At 67.8% G+C, this 17,000-nt stretch carries 21 protein-coding genes; 11 read left to right on the top strand and 10 right to left on the bottom strand.

Annotation, left to right across the window (positions count from 1 at the left end; translation table 11 throughout):
• Positions 1 to 21 precede the first annotated feature (21 nt).
• Complete coding sequence (locus G9373_RS07575; protein ID WP_133985084.1) at positions 22 to 885, bottom strand: nitroreductase family protein; 864 nt, start codon at positions 883 to 885, stop codon at positions 22 to 24.
• 172 nt (positions 886 to 1,057) lie between these two features.
• Here G9373_RS07575 and G9373_RS07570 point away from each other — a divergent pair, with 172 nt between their 5' ends.
• Complete coding sequence (locus G9373_RS07570) at positions 1,058 to 1,693, top strand: response regulator transcription factor (RefSeq protein WP_005254213.1); 636 nt, start codon at positions 1,058 to 1,060, stop codon at positions 1,691 to 1,693.
• Positions 1,694 to 1,701: 8 nt separating this feature from the next.
• On the opposite strand, the gene G9373_RS07565 is transcribed toward G9373_RS07570, so the two are convergent.
• Positions 1,702 to 3,348, bottom strand: coding sequence for a GAF domain-containing protein (locus G9373_RS07565; protein ID WP_007296469.1), 1,647 nt, complete (start codon positions 3,346 to 3,348; stop codon positions 1,702 to 1,704).
• 117 nt (positions 3,349 to 3,465) lie between these two features.
• Between G9373_RS07565 and G9373_RS07560 the strand changes: the two genes are divergently transcribed.
• On the top strand, positions 3,466 to 4,089 hold the full coding sequence (locus tag G9373_RS07560; protein WP_054245478.1) for a hypothetical protein: 624 nt from the start codon (positions 3,466 to 3,468) through the stop codon (positions 4,087 to 4,089).
• Positions 4,090 to 4,101: 12 nt separating this feature from the next.
• Here G9373_RS07560 and G9373_RS07555 read toward each other — a convergent pair whose 3' ends face one another.
• From G9373_RS07555 to G9373_RS07535, 5 genes are all read right to left on the bottom strand, one after another.
• Entirely contained in the window at positions 4,102 to 4,827 is a 726-nt protein-coding gene (locus tag G9373_RS07555) for a hypothetical protein (protein WP_005254210.1), read from the bottom strand.
• 87 nt (positions 4,828 to 4,914) lie between these two features.
• Positions 4,915 to 5,241 carry a cupin domain-containing protein gene (locus tag G9373_RS07550; RefSeq protein WP_005254209.1) on the bottom strand — a complete coding sequence of 109 codons (327 nt, stop codon included), beginning with the start codon at positions 5,239 to 5,241 and terminating at the stop codon, positions 4,915 to 4,917.
• Positions 5,242 to 5,316: 75 nt separating this feature from the next.
• Positions 5,317 to 5,658, bottom strand: coding sequence for a hypothetical protein (locus G9373_RS07545; protein ID WP_065492127.1), 342 nt, complete (start codon positions 5,656 to 5,658; stop codon positions 5,317 to 5,319).
• A complete protein-coding gene (locus G9373_RS07540; protein ID WP_005562395.1) occupies positions 5,659 to 6,165 on the bottom strand; it encodes a dihydrofolate reductase in 507 nt (168 codons plus the stop codon).
• Positions 6,165 to 6,965 carry a thymidylate synthase gene (locus G9373_RS07535; protein ID WP_005562396.1) on the bottom strand — a complete coding sequence of 267 codons (801 nt, stop codon included), beginning with the start codon at positions 6,963 to 6,965 and terminating at the stop codon, positions 6,165 to 6,167. Before G9373_RS07535 ends, G9373_RS07540 begins: the two co-directional genes overlap by 1 nt.
• 85 nt (positions 6,966 to 7,050) lie before the next feature.
• Between G9373_RS07535 and cobF the strand changes: the two genes are divergently transcribed.
• From cobF to G9373_RS07510, 5 genes are all read left to right on the top strand, one after another.
• A complete protein-coding gene (cobF, locus tag G9373_RS07530) occupies positions 7,051 to 7,791 on the top strand; it encodes a precorrin-6A synthase (deacetylating) (RefSeq protein ID WP_133985082.1) in 741 nt (246 codons plus the stop codon).
• Positions 7,792 to 7,846: 55 nt separating this feature from the next.
• The gene (locus tag G9373_RS07525) at positions 7,847 to 8,713 is read left to right on the top strand and encodes a DNA-formamidopyrimidine glycosylase family protein (RefSeq protein WP_005251638.1); all 867 of its coding nucleotides are present in this window, start codon (positions 7,847 to 7,849) and stop codon (positions 8,711 to 8,713) included.
• A gap of 38 nt (positions 8,714 to 8,751) precedes the next feature.
• A complete protein-coding gene (gene purT / locus G9373_RS07520) occupies positions 8,752 to 9,963 on the top strand; it encodes a formate-dependent phosphoribosylglycinamide formyltransferase (protein WP_167114540.1) in 1,212 nt (403 codons plus the stop codon).
• Positions 9,960 to 10,442, top strand: coding sequence for a DUF456 domain-containing protein (locus G9373_RS07515; protein WP_167114537.1), 483 nt, complete (start codon positions 9,960 to 9,962; stop codon positions 10,440 to 10,442). Before purT ends, G9373_RS07515 begins: the two co-directional genes overlap by 4 nt.
• Positions 10,443 to 10,540: 98 nt before the next feature.
• The gene (locus G9373_RS07510; protein WP_133985076.1) at positions 10,541 to 11,299 is read left to right on the top strand and encodes a hypothetical protein; all 759 of its coding nucleotides are present in this window, start codon (positions 10,541 to 10,543) and stop codon (positions 11,297 to 11,299) included.
• A 29-nt stretch (positions 11,300 to 11,328) separates the two neighbouring features.
• On the opposite strand, the gene G9373_RS07505 is transcribed toward G9373_RS07510, so the two are convergent.
• The gene (locus G9373_RS07505; RefSeq protein ID WP_005562405.1) at positions 11,329 to 12,084 is read right to left on the bottom strand and encodes an amidohydrolase family protein; all 756 of its coding nucleotides are present in this window, start codon (positions 12,082 to 12,084) and stop codon (positions 11,329 to 11,331) included.
• A 105-nt stretch (positions 12,085 to 12,189) separates the two neighbouring features.
• Between G9373_RS07505 and G9373_RS07500 the strand changes: the two genes are divergently transcribed.
• Positions 12,190 to 12,759 (top strand): TetR/AcrR family transcriptional regulator, encoded by a 570-nt coding sequence (locus tag G9373_RS07500; RefSeq protein WP_005254199.1) that lies wholly within the window; start codon positions 12,190 to 12,192, stop codon positions 12,757 to 12,759.
• Between the two features lie 53 nt (positions 12,760 to 12,812).
• On the opposite strand, the gene G9373_RS07495 is transcribed toward G9373_RS07500, so the two are convergent.
• Entirely contained in the window at positions 12,813 to 14,204 is a 1,392-nt protein-coding gene (locus tag G9373_RS07495; RefSeq protein ID WP_167114534.1) for an FAD-dependent oxidoreductase, read from the bottom strand.
• 213 nt (positions 14,205 to 14,417) lie between these two features.
• Here G9373_RS07495 and G9373_RS07490 point away from each other — a divergent pair, with 213 nt between their 5' ends.
• From G9373_RS07490 to G9373_RS07480, 3 genes are read left to right on the top strand one after another with little or no spacing between them, the layout of a single operon-like run.
• Positions 14,418 to 14,870, top strand: a complete 453-nt coding sequence (locus G9373_RS07490; protein WP_005562408.1) for a hypothetical protein — start codon at positions 14,418 to 14,420, stop codon at positions 14,868 to 14,870.
• A 48-nt stretch (positions 14,871 to 14,918) separates the two neighbouring features.
• The gene (locus tag G9373_RS07485; protein WP_005254196.1) at positions 14,919 to 15,338 is read left to right on the top strand and encodes a rhodanese-like domain-containing protein; all 420 of its coding nucleotides are present in this window, start codon (positions 14,919 to 14,921) and stop codon (positions 15,336 to 15,338) included.
• Positions 15,335 to 16,558, top strand: coding sequence for an O-succinylhomoserine sulfhydrylase (locus G9373_RS07480; RefSeq protein WP_065493253.1), 1,224 nt, complete (start codon positions 15,335 to 15,337; stop codon positions 16,556 to 16,558). Before G9373_RS07485 ends, G9373_RS07480 begins: the two co-directional genes overlap by 4 nt.
• 68 nt (positions 16,559 to 16,626) lie before the next feature.
• On the opposite strand, the gene G9373_RS07475 is transcribed toward G9373_RS07480, so the two are convergent.
• Positions 16,627 to 16,947, bottom strand: coding sequence for a type VII secretion target (locus tag G9373_RS07475; protein ID WP_005562412.1), 321 nt, complete (start codon positions 16,945 to 16,947; stop codon positions 16,627 to 16,629).
• Between the last annotated feature and the right edge of the window lie 53 nt (positions 16,948 to 17,000).

Below are 17,000 nucleotides of genomic sequence, written 5' to 3'. Positions count from 1 at the left end.
GGGCACTCCGTTTCTGGTCTGTCAGTATCCGATTCGCAGGATCAGCTGTGGATGGCCCGGCACGTCGAGTCGATGTGCGAGGCGACGCGCCGAATCGTCGACGCGCAGCGGGTGGGAGAGGATGGAGGCGCCCAGCCGGGCGTCGACTGCGGTCAGCCACGCTCGTTCGACCGCGATTCCGGTGCGGACCAGGTCGATCGACTCCTGCGTGTCCGAGACGAACACGAGGACGGTCTCGCCCTCGATCGCCGCGGCGAGGCGTGCCGAATCGGGGACGCCGCGGGTGACGACGGTGCGGATCGTGTCGACCGACTCGTGACCGCCCTGCGGCAGCCAGTGCGACGTCCACGGGAAGAGGTCGCGCTGGTGACCGGGATCCTGCCGAACCCGGTCAGCGGAATAGAGGAGCACGTCGGCGAGCGCGGGCGCCTCGTCCGCGGCGAGCAGCCGGGCGCGGACGCCCTCCGTCGCCGCCGCGCGGATGATGTCGTCAATGGTTGCTGCGGGAACCGGTATGTCGGCGAACGCTTCTCGATGACTCCGGCGGCGAGCCATGGCGGAGAACAGCCTCAGCTCGGTACTCGACGGCGAGGCCGTGCCCACGGCCCGAACGGACGCGACGAGGTCGGGCCTGCGCGGATCGGGCAGCAGGTCGGTCTCGATCTTCCTGCCGAGCGCCCGCAACGCGAGCTCCACGTTCGCGACGCCCGCGCCGCACGAGATCACGCGGTCGGCGCGCGGCGTGTCCGTGAAGCCGCGACGCTCGCTGATCTCCGCGCAGCTGCCGTCGAGCCGCAGATCCCACGGCTGGGTGTCGTGGATCGACGGGGCCGAGACGATGGCGCGGGAGACCACCTCGATGTCACTGAGCGACCAGCTGTTCATCGCGACCTCCACTTGTGGTGTCCGGGTGTTCCCCCGCATCCTCAGCTTTCCGCGCACCGCGGCGCCTGCGCTTGGGTCGAAGGTCCCCAATGCGTGGGGGAGAGGTCCCGGAGGGGTGGGCTCCGGTCGCCGGCGCGGTACGGTTCGAGGAGAAGACGGTGGAGGTGCAGACATGACCACGCGGGTGTTCCTGGTCGACGACCACGAGATCGTGCGACGAGGCCTGGTCGATCTACTCGGCAGCGTGCCCGACCTCGAGGTGGTCGGGGAGGCCGCGTCCGTCGGCGAGGCGATGGCGCGCATCCCGGGTTGCGGCGCCGACGTCGCCGTGCTCGACGTCCGGTTGCCCGACGGCAACGGTGTCGAACTGTGCCGGGACCTCCGCGCGGCTCTGCCCGAACTGCGGTGCCTGATGCTCACGTCGTACTCGGACGACGAGGCGCTGTTCGACGCCATCATGGCCGGAGCGTCCGGATTCGTCCTCAAACAGATCCTCGGCACCGACCTGGTCGCCGCCGTGCGAACGGTGGGGGAGGGCGGTTCGCTGCTCGACAGCAGGGCGACGTCGGCGCTGATGAACCGGATCAGGTCCGCGCGGCGGGAAGACCCCCTGGCGGAACTGTCCGAGCAGGAACGCGCCGTGTTCGAGTTGATCGGCGAGGGGCTCACCAACCGGGAGATCGCCGAGCGGCTCTTCCTCGCCGAGAAGACGATCAAGAACTACGTGTCGCGGCTGTTGTCCAAACTCGGGATGCAACGACGCACGCAGGCGGCCGTGCTGGCCACCGAACTACGCAACCAGCGCTGAATTCTTCATCACGTCAACGGAACACGCCAGGTGACGACGGTTCCGCCGCCCTCGGCGTCGACGGTGCAGGCGCCGCCGCAGTGCTCGGCGCGCCGATCGAGGTTGTCCAGTCCGCTGCGCCGGGCGCCGTCGGCGATCCCGATGCCGTCGTCCGCGACCGTAACGGTGAGGTCGTCCCCGGCGGCCACCGAGATGTCGATGGTGGTGGCCCGCGCGTGCCGCAGCGCATTACTCAGGGCTTCCCGCAGCACCGCCTCCGCGTGCTGGTGGATGCGGCTGGGCACGAGAGTGTCGATGGCGCCGGAGAACTGTACGTTCGGCGCGATCGGTGACTGGGAGGTGAGGTCGCCGATCACGTCGAGGAGGCGACGGCGCAGACTCGTCGCGGATGCGATGCCGGTGGCCTGCAGATCGAAGATGGTGGTGCGGATCTCGCGCACCGTGCGATCGAGTTGTTCGACCGCGGTGGCCACGATGGAGCGCACGCCGTCCGGGACGTCTCCGACCGCGTGCGTGCTCTGCAGGCTCATGCCGGTGGCGAACAATCGCTGAATGACGTTGTCGTGCAGGTCACGCGCGATCCGGTCACGGTCGGCGAGCACCGACAGCAGCCGTTGTTTGCTCTGCTGATCGGAGAATTCCACTGCGACGGCAGCCAGGTCGGCCACCGATTCGAGCCGGGCGACCTCGTCCGGATCCCACGCAGTGTTGCCGCGCGCCGTGACCACCAGGACCCCGCCGACCCCCGACGCCGTCGACAACGGCAGCACCGCGGCCCGGCCCGCCTCGGCGGAGAACGGTGCCAGACCGTCGAGCCCCGTCAGCAGTGCGGGAGTGCGGGAACGCAGCACTTCGGCGAACGGCTCGGCCTGGGTGGCGATGCGGAAGCTGTCGCGCAGCGGCCGCACCGTGCTGTCCGCCCCGACCACTGCGCCCTCGCCGAGCGTGACGACGATGTAGACCTCGTCGCCGCTGGACAGTTCGCGTACCTCGGCGGCGAGTGTGTGGAGTGTTTCGTCGAGTGATCCGCCGACCATCAGCCGGGACGTGATCGCCGCGACGGCCGTCAACCACCGCTCCCGCGTCCGCGATTCCTCGAACAGCCGCGAATTCTCGACCGCCACTCCTGCCGAGGTCGCGAGCGCGCGCAGGATCACCTCGTCCTCGTCGGTGAACTCGGGACCGCTCAGTTTCTCGGTGAGATAGATGCTTCCGAAAACCTTGCCCCGCATCATGATCGGCATACCCAGAAAGCTCTTCATCGGTGGATGATTGGGCGGGAAGCCGATCGACCCAGGGTGATCGGCCAGGTTGGCGAGTCGCACCGGGCGGGGGTCGTGGATCAGCAGTCCCAGCAGCCCACGGCCTTCGGGCAGGTGACCCATGTGCGCACGCTCTTCCGGCGTGATGCCCTCGTAGACGAACTCCGACAGGCCCCCGTCGGGGGCGTGGACACCGAGCGCGCCGTACCGGGCGTCGAGCAGGGAGGTGGCCGACGTGACGATGCGCTGCAGGGTGGAATCCAGCTCGAGTCCCGAACCGACCACGAGGACCGCCTCGAACAGGCGCTGCAGACTTCGGCGGGTGGGGACCACGGCGGCGAGCCCCTCCCGGAACTCACTGATCCTCGCCTCGTGCCCACCGTCCGGTCCCATGTCTGCAGCATAGGTCCGGAGGCGGCGTAACGCCGCGAACCGCGGCGTCGATAAGGGCTCGAGTGTTTACTCATTCGAACTAATGCTTACCCATTGACGTGACGAGGGAGAAGAAGAATGAATCGACGGCACTTCGGACGACGGGTCGCGGCAGGTCTGACCGCTGCAGTGGCAGCGACGATGATGTTCACCGGCGTCGTGTCGGCGCAGCCCGCAGATTCCGCTCCCGTCGTCGACCCGGCCACCGCGATCGCGAAGCTGCGCACCGTCGCCGCCGGTAATCCCGAGGCCGAGGCCGCCATCGAGCGACTCGCCGCGTCGCCGGCCGACACCGCGGCGACGAACATCGCCCTTCCGGGCCAGATCTTCCAGATCCCCGCGTACTCCGACACCGGGCAGGGCGGTCCGGTCCTCGGACAGCTGTACGGAGCGGGCGTGGCGACCAACATGAGCAACCAGTTCCGCTTCGGATTTTTCGGCGGACCGGGCGTCATCGCGAACGACCAGACCGGCGCCGAACTCGACGTCGTCTACTACAGCTTCGCCACCGGTGCCAGCGGCATCGTGAAGCTGGACCAGAACAACGTCGCGGTTCCCACGGTCGTCTCCTCGCCGCCGGTGGCCGGGCTCGGCAGCGGTCTGGTCGTGGCGGCCGTGTACGGCTCGCTGAACCACCAGGTGGGACCGAACGTCGTCAAGAGCACGATCTGGTGGCCCACGCTGGGCACTGTGCTCGCCTGACCGTTCGAGAACTCAGGTGGCAGGTTCGGCCCCCGGCCGGGCCTGCCACCACTCTCTCCAGCGCTCGTCGAGTTCGGCCCACTCCTCGTCGTCCAGGTCGTAGGCCGCCAGCAGGATCTGCGCACCGCCGTGGGGACGTGCCGCGTTGACGGGCTGCTCGCCGAACTGCAACAGTCCCGGGCCGAGGTCGTCGACACTCACCGCGGTCTGGTGTTCGCCCACGAAACACACCACCCCGTGCAGCAGATCGCCCGTCTCGGCGACCACGGTGAAATGATCGCCGACCGTCATGCCCTCGAGCTTGTCGAGGCCGAGCAGGTGCCGCGCCGAATCACCCTCCGCGACCGGGCCTTCGAGGAACAGCGTGCGACGCTCGTCGAGTCCGTGCCGCTCGATGCCGAATTTGAGGAACTGCAGGAACGTGGTCCAGCCCTCGGTGACGTCGTCGTACCAGTCGTCCGCGGCGGGGTCGCCGCTGCGGGCCGGGCGGGTGATTCGCACCAGTGTGGTGCCCTCGTGCTCGTGGAGGCTGAACGTGTCGGCGCCGTTCAGGGCGAGGGTGCAGGCGGCGGCGTCCTCGGTCACGTCGTCGAAGTAGATTTCCCTGATCTCGTCGGCCAGGCCGGCGTAGTCCCAGCCGTGCCAGCGTCGGATCAACTCCGGGTCGCGCAGGGCCTGCCACACCACCGAGGGCGCCGCGGCGACGGCCACCTCGATCACCGGCTGGGATTCGGTCATGCGTTCTCCTGCGTCTCCACTGCTGTGCGTGCCGGTACCGACGATACCGGCGAGCGGTGGTGGCCCGCGGTGTCCGCGAACCGGCCGTCACATGGCGACGGTGAGCAGGAACGCGACGTCCTCGATCGCCTCGACGCTGTGCCGATCGGTCGGAAGGACCAGCAGATCGCCGGTGGAACCCTTCCACGAGTCCTCGCCGGACACGAGGTTCAGTTTGCCGCTGAGAATGAACAGGGTGGCCTCGCCCGGGCTCTCGTGCTCGGCCATCTTCTGACCCGCGGCCAAGGCGATGACGGTCTGTCGGAGGCTGCGCCGATGTCCGCCGTACACGGTCTGCGAACTGCGGCCGCTGGACGTCCCGCCTGCCAACTTCAGTTGCTGACGGGCAAGGGCGGTCAGTGACTTCTTGTCCATGAGGTGAGTATGAACCACTGCGCGCACCGTCACCCGTCGAATGGGGTAACGGTGCGGCGGCAAAGGGGGCGTCGGTCAGCGCCGGGTGAGGGCCCAGCCCTGGGCCGCGGCGAACGCGCCGACCACCACGGCCTGCAGCAGCACCCAGACGACGCCGACGGTAGTGAGGTGCTGCGACTGCGTGAGCACCAGGGCCACGCTCGCGCCCACCCAGACGACGTTCGCGAGGACGACGGCGTCCACCGCGGCCGGCGCGGGACGGTCCGGCACGCTCACCGCCCACACCCCGGCGGTGAAGACGAGCAGAAAGACGCCGATGGCACGAAGGAAGCCGGCTGTCGGGCCGAGGACGTCGTCGAGCACGGTGGCGGCGGCGAGGTAGGCGACGCCGTTGGCGCCGAAGCCGAATGCTCTCAATTACCTCGCAGGTAATGCCCGGGTGTAGGTGATCCACCGGTACCGGGTGCCGTTCTTCGCCGACGTGAGCCACTCACCGGTGTCCTGCGCGTGCCAGGAGTCGTCGATCGGGGGTGCCCAGGCGTCGCCGCCGATCGTGACGTCGATCTCGGAGACCAGTAGCTGCGTGGCGAACGGCATTGCCGCCGTGTAGATCTGCGCGCCGCCGATGACGCAGACGTCCTCGTCGGTGAGCGCGAGTGCGGAGTCGAGCCCGTCGGCGGACTCGGCACCCTCCGCGGTCCAGTCGGGCTGACGGCTGATCACGATGTTGCGCCGCCCGGGCAGGGGCCGGAACCTCGGGGGCAGCGAGTCCCACGTCCTGCGGCCCATGATCACCGGGTGCCCCTGCGTCACCTTCTTGAAGTACGCCATGTCCTCGGGGACGTGCCACGGGATCGTGTTGTCGCGACCGATGACGCCGCCGACGCCCTGTGCCCAGACCAGCTTGACCTGCCGCGCCGCCACTAGACGGCCACCGGCGCCTTGATGGCGGGGTGGTGCCGGTAGTCGACGATCTCCACGTCCTCGAAGGTGTAGTCGAAGATCGAATCCCGCTTGTGCAGTTTCAGCGTGGGATACGGCAACGGCTCCCGGCTCAACTGCTCGGTGACCTGGTCGACGTGATTGTCGTAGATGTGGCAGTCGCCGCCCGTCCAGATGAAGTCGCCCGCTTCGAGCCCGGCCTGCTGCGCCACCATGTGGGTGAGGAGCGCGTAACTCGCGATGTTGAACGGCACGCCCAGGAACAGGTCGGCGCTGCGCTGGTACAGCTGGCACGACAGCTTGCCGTCCGCGACGTAGAACTGGAAGAACGCGTGGCACGGCGCCAGCGCCATCTGCGGGATGTCGCCGACGTTCCACGCCGACACGATGATGCGACGCGAGTCCGGGTTCGACTTCAGCGTCTCGATGGTCTGGGTGATCTGGTCGATGTGCTCGCCCGACGGGGTCGGCCAGCTGCGCCACTGCACGCCGTACACCGGGCCCAGTTCACCGTCGGCGTCCGCCCACTCGTCCCAAATCGTGACGCCGTTGTCCTGAAGCCACTTCACGTTGGAATCGCCGCGCAGGAACCACAACAGTTCGTACACGATCGACTTGAGGTGCACCTTCTTCGTGGTGATCAGCGGAAACCCGTCCGCGAGGTTCCAGCGCATCTGATGACCGAAGACGCTCTTCGTGCCGGTCCCGGTGCGGTCTGCCTTCGGGGTGCCCGTGTCCATGACGAGTCGGAGCAGGTCTTCGTACGGGGTCGGCACAGTCACGGCGTCCAGTTTAGGCGCTTCGCGCCCGTGCGCCTTTTCGGTAGCTGGAACAACCGGAAAGGCGCACGAGCGATAGCCTGCGCCCATGCGTGAACTCTTCGTGATCGGCATCGGCGCCGGCGACCCCGACCAGGTGACGGTCCAGGCGATCAAGGCGATGAACAAGGCCGATGTGTTCTTCGTCATCGGCAAGGGCGACGAGAGGCAGGACCTCGTCGATCTCCGCACTACGATCCTCGAGGAGCACGTCACCGGCCCGTACCGCGTCGTGGACATCGTCGATCCGCCCCGCGACCGCACGCCGTCCGACTACGAGGGCGTGGTCGACGACTGGCACGAGCGCCGGGCGGCACTGTTCGAGGCCGAGTTCGCGTCCGAGCCGGGGGTCGGGGCGATCCTCGTGTGGGGTGATCCGTCGCTCTACGACAGCACGCTGCGGATCGTCGAGCGGGTGCTCGCCCGCGGCAACGTGTCGTTCGACTACTCGGTGATCCCCGGCGTCACCAGTGTGCAGTCGCTGGCCGCGCAGCACCGGATCGTGCTCAACCGGATCGGCGAACCCGTGCACATCACGACCGGCAGGCGGCTGGCCGAGGGTCTGCCCGACGGTGTCGACAACGCCGTGGTCATGCTCGACGCTCACTGCACGTTCACCCAGGTCCCCGGCGACGACGTCCAGATCTGGTGGGGCGCCTACCTCGGCACACCCGACGAGGTGCTGATCTCCGGTCGCCTGCGCGACGTCGAGGACGAGATCCAGCGGGTGCGCGCCGAATTGCGCGAACGCAAGGGCTGGATCATGGACACCTATCTCCTCCGCAGGTGAGTGAGAAAGCGCGGAGGAGCACACTTCGGCGCTCACCTACCGTTAGCCTGGGACCATGCCCGAGCTGCCCGAGGTGGAGGCGTTAGCCGAGTTCCTGCGTGAACACGCCGTGGGGGCGGTCGTCGGCCGAGTGGACGTGGCGGCCCTGAGCGTGCTGAAGACGTTCGATCCCCCGATCACCGACCTGCAGGGTCGCGACGTGACGGGCGCGGCCCGGTTCGGCAAGCACCTCGCACTCGACTGCTCCGGGTTGTGGCTCGTCACCCACCTCTCGCGTGGGGGCTGGTTGCGCTGGACCGACAACCCGTCTGCGGCGCCGCCGAAACCGGGGAAGGGTCCGCTGGCGCTGCGGGTGCACTTCTTCACCCCGGAGGGCGCGACGCCGGCGTTCGACCTCACCGAGGCGGGCACGAAGAAACGGCTCGCGGTGTGGGTGGTGCACGACCCTCAGGAGGTGGAGGGGATTGCCCGGCTCGGACCCGACGCCCTCGCCGTCACCGAACCGGAGTTCGCGGCGCTGCTGTCCACCACGTCGGCGCGCATCAAGAATGCACTCGTCGACCAGTCGCTGCTCGCCGGGGTCGGCAACGCGTACTCCGACGAAATCCTGCACACCGCAAAGATTTCCCCGTTCGCCACGTCCCGCACCCTGCCGGAGGACCAGGTGCACGTGCTGTACGACGCGATGCGGTCGGTGCTCAGCGACGCCGTCCAGAGGTCGCTCGGCCAGGACGCGGCGCGGCTGAAGGGGGAGAAGCGATCCGGGATGCGAGTGCACGCCCGGACCGGCCTCCCCTGTCCCGTCTGCGGCGACACCGTCCGGGAAGTGTCGTTCGCGGAGAAGTCTTTTCAGTACTGCGCGACGTGTCAGACCGGAGGCAAGGTGCTCGCCGACCGCCGGATGTCGCGGCTGCTGAAGTAGGCGTCGGCGCGAAACCGTGCCCGCATATAGTTGTGACCATGCGTGAACAGGCACCCGTACGGTTCGGTACACCTCTGACGGCAGGCGCGACGCGCGTGATGCTGCTCGGGTCGGGTGAGCTGGGCAAGGAAGTGATCATCGCCCTGCAGCGGCTGGGGGTCGAGGTGATCGCCGTCGACCGCTACGACAACGCGCCGGGCCACCAGGTGGCGCACCGCGCGCACACGATCGACATGAGCGACCCGGAGTCGCTGTTGCGTCTCGTCGAGGGGGAACGACCCCACTTCGTGGTCCCCGAGATCGAGGCGATCGCCACCGACGCCCTGGCCACGGTCGAGGAGCGCGGCACCGCGGTGGTCATCCCCACCGCACGGGCGACGCAGCTGACCATGAACCGCGAGGGGATCCGGCGCCTCGCGGCGGAGGAGCTGGGGCTGCCGACGTCGCCCTACGAGTTCGCCGAATCGCTCGAGGAGGTCCGGGCGGCCACCGAACGCATCGGCTTTCCCTGCGTGATCAAGCCGGTGATGTCGTCGTCCGGCAAGGGGCAGTCCACGGTGCGCGACGTCGGCGACGTCGAGACGGCCTGGGAGTACGCGCTCGCGGGCGGCCGCATCAATCACGGCCGCGTCATCGTGGAAGGGTTCGTCGACTTCGACTACGAGATCACCCAGCTCACCGTCCGGGCGATCGATGCCGACGGCGAGGTGGGCACCTTCTTCTGCGAGCCCATCGGGCACCTGCAGGACTCGGGCGATTACGTGGAGTCGTGGCAGCCGCAACCGATGAGCGACGCGGCACTCGCCCGGTCGCGGGAGGTGGCCGAGAAGGTGACCACGGCGCTGGGCGGCCGCGGGATCTTCGGTGTGGAACTGTTCGTGAAGGGTGACGACGTCTACTTCTCGGAGGTCAGTCCGCGACCGCACGACACGGGGTTGGTCACCCTTCGGACACAACGACTCTCGGAGTTCGAACTGCATGCCCGCGCAATCCTCGGCCTGCCCGTCGACACCACCCTCACGACACCCGGTGCGTCCGCGGTGATCTACGGCGGCATCGACGCCGCCGGTATCGGCTTCGAGGGCGTCGCCGACGCGATGGCGGTCCCCGAGACGGACCTGCGACTGTTCGGGAAGCCCGAGAGTTTCGTGCGCAGGCGAATGGGCGTCGCCGTGTCCACGGGACCGGACGTCGAGACCGCGCGCAGCCGTGCGCGGGAGGCGGCGTCCCGCGTCGAGCCCGTCGCGTGAGTCCGGGCGCGGAACTCCTCGTCGGCCTGGCCGTCGTCATCGGGATCGTCGGAATCGTCATCCCGATCCTGCCCGGCACGATCCTCATCTTCGCCGCAATCCTGGTGTGGGCCATCATGACCGGCGGCGCGACGGCGTGGACGGTGTTCGCGGTCGCAACGGTGTTCCTCGTGATCAGCGGCGTCGTCAAATACACCTGGCCCGGTAAACGGATGCGCACGGCCGGGGTTCCCAATATGTCGCTGATCGTCGGCGGACTGGCCGGGATCGTGGGGTTCTTCGTCGTTCCCGTAGTGGGGTTGTTCCTCGGCTTCATCGCGGGAACGTATGTGGCCGAGCTCTACCGGTTGCGTGCGCACAACCGGGCGTGGGCGTCGACGTGGCACGCCTGCAAGGCCGTCGGACTGTCGATGCTGATCGAACTGCTCGGCGCCCTGATCGCCTCGGGTGTGTGGCTGGCTGCGGTCATCGCGACGTAGGTCGTTCGAAATCGTCGCCGAGGGGTATCCAGAAGCGTCCTCCACCTGCGATGATGAAATGCGGATGTTGATCTTCCCGGCTAGCGGAGGAATACGCCGTGAACAAGACGACCTGGATCCTGGCGCCCCTCGCTGCCGTGGCCCTCTCCCTGAGCGGCTGCGGCGACGACTCGTCCGACTCGGCGGCGCCGAGCACGACCAGCGCAGCCGCTTCGAGCAGCGGCGAAGCGGCGCCCGCGTCGAACATGATGGAGAAGGTTCCGTCACCGTTCGTGATGACCCCACAGATGGAGCCGACCTACGTCGGTTCGGTCGACGGATCCGACGCGTACGTCGCGCTGGCCAGGTCCGGCGACGAGATGATCGCCTTCCTGTGCGACGGAGACCAGATGTGGAAATGGATGACCGGCACCATGGACGGCGACAAGGCGTCGCTGTCTTCGCCGGACGGAGCGACACTCACCGCGTCGATGAGTGACGGCACCGTGACGGGGCAGGTCAGCGCGCCGGGCATGCCAGACAAGGCGTTCGTGGCCCACCCGGCCGCTGCCGACGAGGGCATGTTCCGCGCAACCACCAACCACGACGGTGCCGATTACACACTCGGCTGGATCATGACCGCCGACGGCGTCCGGGGGCTCGAACGGCAGGCCAACGGATCGAGCACCGGTGCCATCGCCGTCGACCGGAACGACGACGACATGGACGATCGGCAGCGTGAGCGGCGACAGGAACGCCGGGAACAGCTGGACTGCGAGGAGATGAACAACTACAACATGTGGCTGGTGGCGCAGCCGCAGACGCCGCCGGTGGCCGAGATGGTGTCGATGAACAGCGCGCAGATGGAAGGCTGTTGACCAGGGTCCTGCGTGAAGGGTCCTGCGTGCTAACAGGGTCCTTCGGGTGTGTCGCAGCGGTACCAGGCGCGTGCGTTGCCGCCCATGACGGCGTCGAAGTCGTCACCCACCGCGTCCGCGACGATGTCGATGTCGCTGTCCTGGAACACTCTTCGGGAACGGCTGCCCGGTAGGTCGGTGCCGAACATCAGTGCCTCGGGGTTGACGGCGTGGATCTTGCGCAGCACGTCGCCGACGTTCTCGATGGTGGTTCGCCCGAACCCGGTGGCCTTCACCCGGACTCCGCGGTCGACGAGATCGAGTAGGTACGGCAGGCCCCGTGTCGACATCCCCAGGTGGTCGATGCACACGGCGGGGAGCTTGGCGAACACCGGCTCGAGCGACAGCAGCAGCGTGGCGTCCACGTAGAACTCGGCGTGCCAGCCGGCCAGCTCGTACGCGCGGAGGGCCTGCTTGGTGAGGAGTTTCACGTCGGTCGCGCTGCGCCGGAGGTTGAATCGGACGGCCCGGACCCCGGCGCGGTCGAGTTCGAGGATGCTCTCGTCGGTGGCGTCGGGCTCCATCTGGGTGACGCCCACCCAGCTGGGGCCGAGTTCCTCGAGCGCCGCCTTCAGGTAGTTCTGATCGGTCCCCTGGTACGAGGCCGTGACGACGGCGCCGCCGTCCACACCGAAGCCTGCCGTGCGCGCCCGGTAGTCGGCGATGGTGAACGGCTCCGGGAGGTAGCCGTGGTTCTCGACCACCGGGAACCGGGGGTCGATGATGTGAACGTGGGCGTCAAACACGACTTATATCCTGCCTTGTGCGGGGACACGCTTCGTGGCGGAGCCGTCCGCGAGCGCTGGTACAAGTGTCCTACACATACGTCTCAGGCTCATTAGGGTGAGGTCATGGGAAATCGCGAAGACCTGATCGACGGCGCCACGCGCAGCCTGTACGAAAAGGGATACTCGCGGACGACCGCCCGGGACATCGCGTCGGCCTCCGGGGTGAGCCTCGCAGCGATCGGCTATCACTTCGGCACCAAGGAGGCGCTGCTCCACGCCGCGCTGTACCGGGAGATGGAGCGCTGGGGGGACGACCTCGCGACGGCCGCCGGGAAGAAGATCGAACCCGGCATGAGTCCTACGGAACGGTTCGAAGCCATCTGGGCCGGTGTCATCGAGTCGTTCACCGCCCATCGTCGGTTGTGGATGCTGCAGTTCGAACTGCTCGGGCACCTGGACTCCCTGCCGGAATTGAGAAAGAACCTGGTGGCGTCGACCGCCGATGCCCGCGAAGGGCTGGTCGAACTGTTCGGTGACGCGGGCATCGAGCCGGGCCGGGCACACACACTGGGCGCTCTCTACCAGGCGCTGCTGCTCGGCGTCGCGGAGCAGTGGCTGGTGGATCCCGACCACGCGATGTCCGCCGAGGAACTGCTCACGGCGTTGCGGGCGCTGTCGTCACACCTGGCCTGAGACGACGGAAGGGAACCTCCCGCAGGAGGTTCCCTTCACACCGATTCGGAAGATCAGGCCTTGTCGGGCTCGCTGGCCTTGAGCATGTCCTCGCGCTCGACGACCTTGATCCGCTCACGGCCCTCGGGCTCGCCCAGGCTGCGCTCATGCGCATCGAGGCGGTACCAGCCCTGCCAGGTGGTGTACGGGACCTGCTTGCCCTCGAGGAACTCGATGATCGCGTCCTCGCCCGGGTTGGCGGGCTCGGCGAAACCGGCCCGGTCCTCGAGGAGGTTCGCGACGGTCTCGTTCGCGTCGCCCTTGGTGTGGCCGATCAGCCCGACGGGGCCGCGCTTGATCCAGCCGGTGACGTAGGTGGCGGGCATGAACCGGTCGTTGCCCTCGGCGGAGTCGTCGGCGATGACGCGTCCGGCCTCGTTCGGGACGGTGCCTGCCTGCTCGTCGAACGGGAGCTTCGCGATGTTCTGGGACAGGTAGCCCACCGCGCGGTACACGGCCTGCACGTCCCAGTCGTTGAACTTGCCGGTGCCCTTGACGTTGCCGGTGCCGTCGAGCTGAGTGCGCTCGGTGCGCAGACCGACGACCTTGCCGTCCTCGCCGAGCACCTCGGTGGGCGATTCGAAGAAGTGCAGGAACAGCTTGTGCGGACGGTTGCCCACGTCGCGGATGGCCCAGTCCTGCAGGGTGTTGGCGACCATGTCGACCTGCTTGGAATTGCGGCGCCCCTGCTCGGAGCCCTCGTCGTAGTCGATGTCCTCGGGATCGACGATGACCTCGATCGTCGGCGAGTGGTCGAGTTCACGCAGCTCGAGGGGGGTGAACTTGGCCTGCGCGGGCCCGCGGCGACCGAACACGTGGACCTCGACGGCCTTGTTGGCCTTGAGTCCCTCGTAGACGTTGGCGGGGATCTCCGTCGGCAGCAGTTCGTCGCCGGTCTTGGCGAGAACGCGGGCGATGTCGAGGGCGACGTTGCCGACACCGAGGACGGCGACCTTCTCGGCCTCGAGGGGCCAGGTGCGCGGGACGTCGGGGTGGCCGTCGTACCAGGAGACGAAGTCGGCGGCGCCGTAGCTGCCGTCGAGTTCGATGCCCGGGATGTTGAGGGCGCGGTCGGCGTTGGCGCCGGTGGAGAAGATCACCGCGTCGTAGAAGTTGTGCAGGTCTTCGAGGGTGATGTCGCTGCCGTAGTCGATGTTGCCCAGCAGGCGCACCGACGGCTTGTCGAGCACCTTGTGCAGGGCGGTGATGATGCCCTTGATGCGCGGGTGGTCGGGTGCGACGCCGTACCGGATCAGACCGAAGGGGGCAGGCATCCGCTCGAAGAGATCGATGCTGATCCCGCCGTCAGACGCGGCATCGGATTTCATGAGAGCGTCGGCTGCGTAGATACCGGCGGGGCCGGCACCCACGATCGCAACGCGCAACGGACGTGTCTGATCAGTCATCTGGAGCGAACTACCTTCTGATGGGCGGACAACGAAACCTCAGCTTAAATTAAGCCCAGCCTAATCGGGTGGCCGAGGTGCGGCGACAGGGCAGAGCCCATTCTCGGCACGCACGCCTGTAGAGGGTAGTCGCCTTCGCGTTGGGGGGTCACAAACACGATTTGTAGGGGCTGCTCTATACACTCGTGGCCACGCCGAGATCGAAGGGAAGTCATGTCCGGTTCGAGCGAATCGCCCCAGCGCGACGCGGGAGGCACCGAAGATCCGGTGGATCCCCGGCGCACCACGGCGGTGCCGTTCATCGCCGCCGTCACCGTGATTGTCGTCATCCTCGTGGCCATCGTCGTGTCCAGCAGGCTCTCGCCCGCCGACGAGAACGTCACGGAAGCGGACCGCATCAACCGTTCGGTCGCCGACTTCATCCAGGCCCACAACCACGACGACGCCGATCTGCAGAAGACGCTGGTCTGCTCGTCGTGGTCCGACGACCGGTCGGTGCTCCGGGACCGGGAAGGCGAGGTCACGCTGCAGGGCGTCGAGTCGTCCGAGGTCAACGGGGATCGTGCCCGGGCGGAGGTCCGGGTCAGCGCCGACGACGGCAAGGGCGAGACGACGGATACCTGGCAATTGACGCGGGACGGCGAGACATGGGTCGTCTGCAACTGACCGTTGCCCGGAAGGGCATACCGAACAGGGTTGTGAAAAGCTGACATGGTGAGTTACGCAGGCGACATAACGCCGGAGCATGCCTGGGAGCTGCTCCGCGAGAATCCCGACGCTGTGCTCGTGGATGTGCGGACGGACGCCGAGTGGAAGTACGTCGGAGTCCCCGACACCACCTCCCTCGGGCGGAAGACCGTGCTGATCGAATGGGTCAGCTACCCGATGGGCACTCGTAACGACAACTTCGTGGACCAGCTGAAGGAGGCCGGGATCGCGGGTGGCGAGAACGCCCCGGTGATCTTCCTGTGTCGCTCCGGCCAGCGGTCCATCGGTGCGGCGGAAGCCGCGACAGCGGCGGGCATCGGCCCGTCGTACAACGTGCTCGACGGTTTCGAAGGCGGCTTGGACGCCGAAGGTCACCGTGGGGCGGTCGGCTGGCGGGCTCTGGGCCTGCCGTGGAGGCAGTGGTGAGTGCAATTCCTCGAGGCGGCGCGTTTGACAAGGCGCTGCCGGACGACATCGGCCAGGGCACGATCAGCGTGCGCGGAGGAACACTCCGTTCCGGGTTCGAAGAGACGTCCGAAGCGATCTTCCTGAACTCCGGTTTCGTGTTCGAGAGCGCGGGAGCGGCCGAGGCGTCGTTCACCGGCGAGATCGACCACTTCGTCTACTCCCGGTACGGCAACCCGACCGTGAAGATGTTCGAGGAGCGACTGCGCCTGATCGAGGGCGCAGAGGCGTGCTTCGGCACGGCCAGCGGCATGTCCGCGGTGTTCACCGCACTGGGCGCGCTGCTGAAGGCCGGCGACCGGCTGGTCGCGGCACGTAGCCTGTTCGGTTCCTGCTTCGTGGTGTGCAACGAGATCCTGCCCCGCTGGGGTGTGGAGACGGTGTTCGTCGACGGTGAAGACCTCGACCAGTGGGAGAAGGCTCTGTCCGAGCCGACCACCGCGGTGTTCTTCGAGACGCCGTCGAACCCGATGCAGACGCTCGTCGACGTGCCCCGGGTGGCGGAGCTCGCGCATGCCGCCGGCGCAAAGGTCGTGCTGGACAACGTGTTCGCGACGCCGCTGCTGCAGCACAGCCTGGAGTTGGGTGCCGACATCGTCGTCTACTCCGGCACCAAGCACATCGACGGCCAGGGTCGCGTGCTCGGCGGGGCGATCCTCGGGCCGAAGGACTACATCGAGGGTCCCGTCCAGAACCTCATGCGCCACACCGGGCCGGCGCTCAGCCCGTTCAACGCGTGGACGCTCCTCAAGGGGCTCGAGACGATGCCGATCCGGGTGCGCCACTCCGTGGGCTCCGCACTGGAAATCGCACAGTTCCTCGAGGACCACTCCGCGGTCGACTGGGTCAAGTACCCGTTCCTCGAATCGCACCCCCAGCACGAACTCGCCAAGCGGCAGATGAGCGGCGGCGGCACCGTCGTCACCTTCGCGCTGAACGCATCCGAGGGCGAAGCGAAGAAGCGGGCATTCGAACTCCTCGACGCCCTGCGGCTGGTCAACATCTCCAACAACCTCGGCGACTCCAAGTCGCTCATCACCCACCCGGCCACCACCACCCACCGGGCGATGGGCCCGGAAGGTCGTGCAGCCGTGGGCATCACCGACGGCGTCGTCCGGCTGTCCGTGGGACTCGAAGACACCGCCGACCTGCTGACGGACCTGGAGCAGGCGCTGGCATAGGCGGCTCCGCCGCCCGTGCGCCTTTCTGGTTGTTCCGGCAACCACAAAGGCGCACGGGCGCGAAGCGCCTACAGGTCGAGGCTCGTGGCCGGCGCGACCGCGTCGAGGTGCCCGGCGGTGGCCCCGTCCTGAGCGTCGTATCGGCGCGCGCACTCGACGAGATTCGTCGACATCTCGGCCACAGTCCGCTGCAACAACTCCCGGCGATCGTCCAGGTAGGACGTGAACCGGCCGAACGCGGCTTCGGCCGCCTCCGGCCACGCCGCACCCGAGTCGGCGAGGGCCGCGTCGATGGTGTTCAGTTGAGAGGACGCGTCGTCGAACAGGACGTCGAGCTGACCGGCCGCCGCGCGTAGGGCCGCCGTGTCGACGTGGATGGAACCGCTCATTTTCGATCCTTCGTGTCGGTCGAGACGAGATCGGACTCCCGCGGACGCGATCG

This window comes from Rhodococcus sp. A14 (genome assembly GCF_011603105.1).
Taxonomy (GTDB): Bacteria; Actinomycetota; Actinomycetes; order Mycobacteriales; family Mycobacteriaceae; genus Rhodococcus_F; species Rhodococcus_F opacus.
The sequence above is the reverse complement of the archived record's forward strand: the minus strand, read 5'-3'. Positions and strand labels throughout refer to the sequence as shown.

Excerpts from the sequence above, each read along its gene's own strand:
- G9373_RS07575 (WP_133985084.1), bottom strand. The coding sequence starts at position 885 with ATGAACAGCTGGTCGCTCAGTGACATCGAGGTGGTCTCCCGCGCCATC.
- G9373_RS07570 (WP_005254213.1), top strand. The coding sequence starts at position 1,058 with ATGACCACGCGGGTGTTCCTGGTCGACGACCACGAGATCGTGCGACGA.
- G9373_RS07565 (WP_007296469.1), bottom strand. The coding sequence starts at position 3,348 with ATGGGACCGGACGGTGGGCACGAGGCGAGGATCAGTGAGTTCCGGGAG.
- G9373_RS07560 (WP_054245478.1), top strand. The coding sequence starts at position 3,466 with ATGAATCGACGGCACTTCGGACGACGGGTCGCGGCAGGTCTGACCGCT.
- G9373_RS07555 (WP_005254210.1), bottom strand. The coding sequence starts at position 4,827 with ATGACCGAATCCCAGCCGGTGATCGAGGTGGCCGTCGCCGCGGCGCCC.
- G9373_RS07550 (WP_005254209.1), bottom strand. The coding sequence starts at position 5,241 with ATGGACAAGAAGTCACTGACCGCCCTTGCCCGTCAGCAACTGAAGTTG.
- cobF (WP_133985082.1), top strand. The coding sequence starts at position 7,051 with ATGCGTGAACTCTTCGTGATCGGCATCGGCGCCGGCGACCCCGACCAG.
- G9373_RS07525 (WP_005251638.1), top strand. The coding sequence starts at position 7,847 with ATGCCCGAGCTGCCCGAGGTGGAGGCGTTAGCCGAGTTCCTGCGTGAA.
- purT (WP_167114540.1), top strand. The coding sequence starts at position 8,752 with ATGCGTGAACAGGCACCCGTACGGTTCGGTACACCTCTGACGGCAGGC.
- G9373_RS07500 (WP_005254199.1), top strand. The coding sequence starts at position 12,190 with ATGGGAAATCGCGAAGACCTGATCGACGGCGCCACGCGCAGCCTGTAC.
- G9373_RS07495 (WP_167114534.1), bottom strand. The coding sequence starts at position 14,204 with ATGACTGATCAGACACGTCCGTTGCGCGTTGCGATCGTGGGTGCCGGC.
- G9373_RS07490 (WP_005562408.1), top strand. The coding sequence starts at position 14,418 with ATGTCCGGTTCGAGCGAATCGCCCCAGCGCGACGCGGGAGGCACCGAA.
- G9373_RS07475 (WP_005562412.1), bottom strand. The coding sequence starts at position 16,947 with ATGAGCGGTTCCATCCACGTCGACACGGCGGCCCTACGCGCGGCGGCC.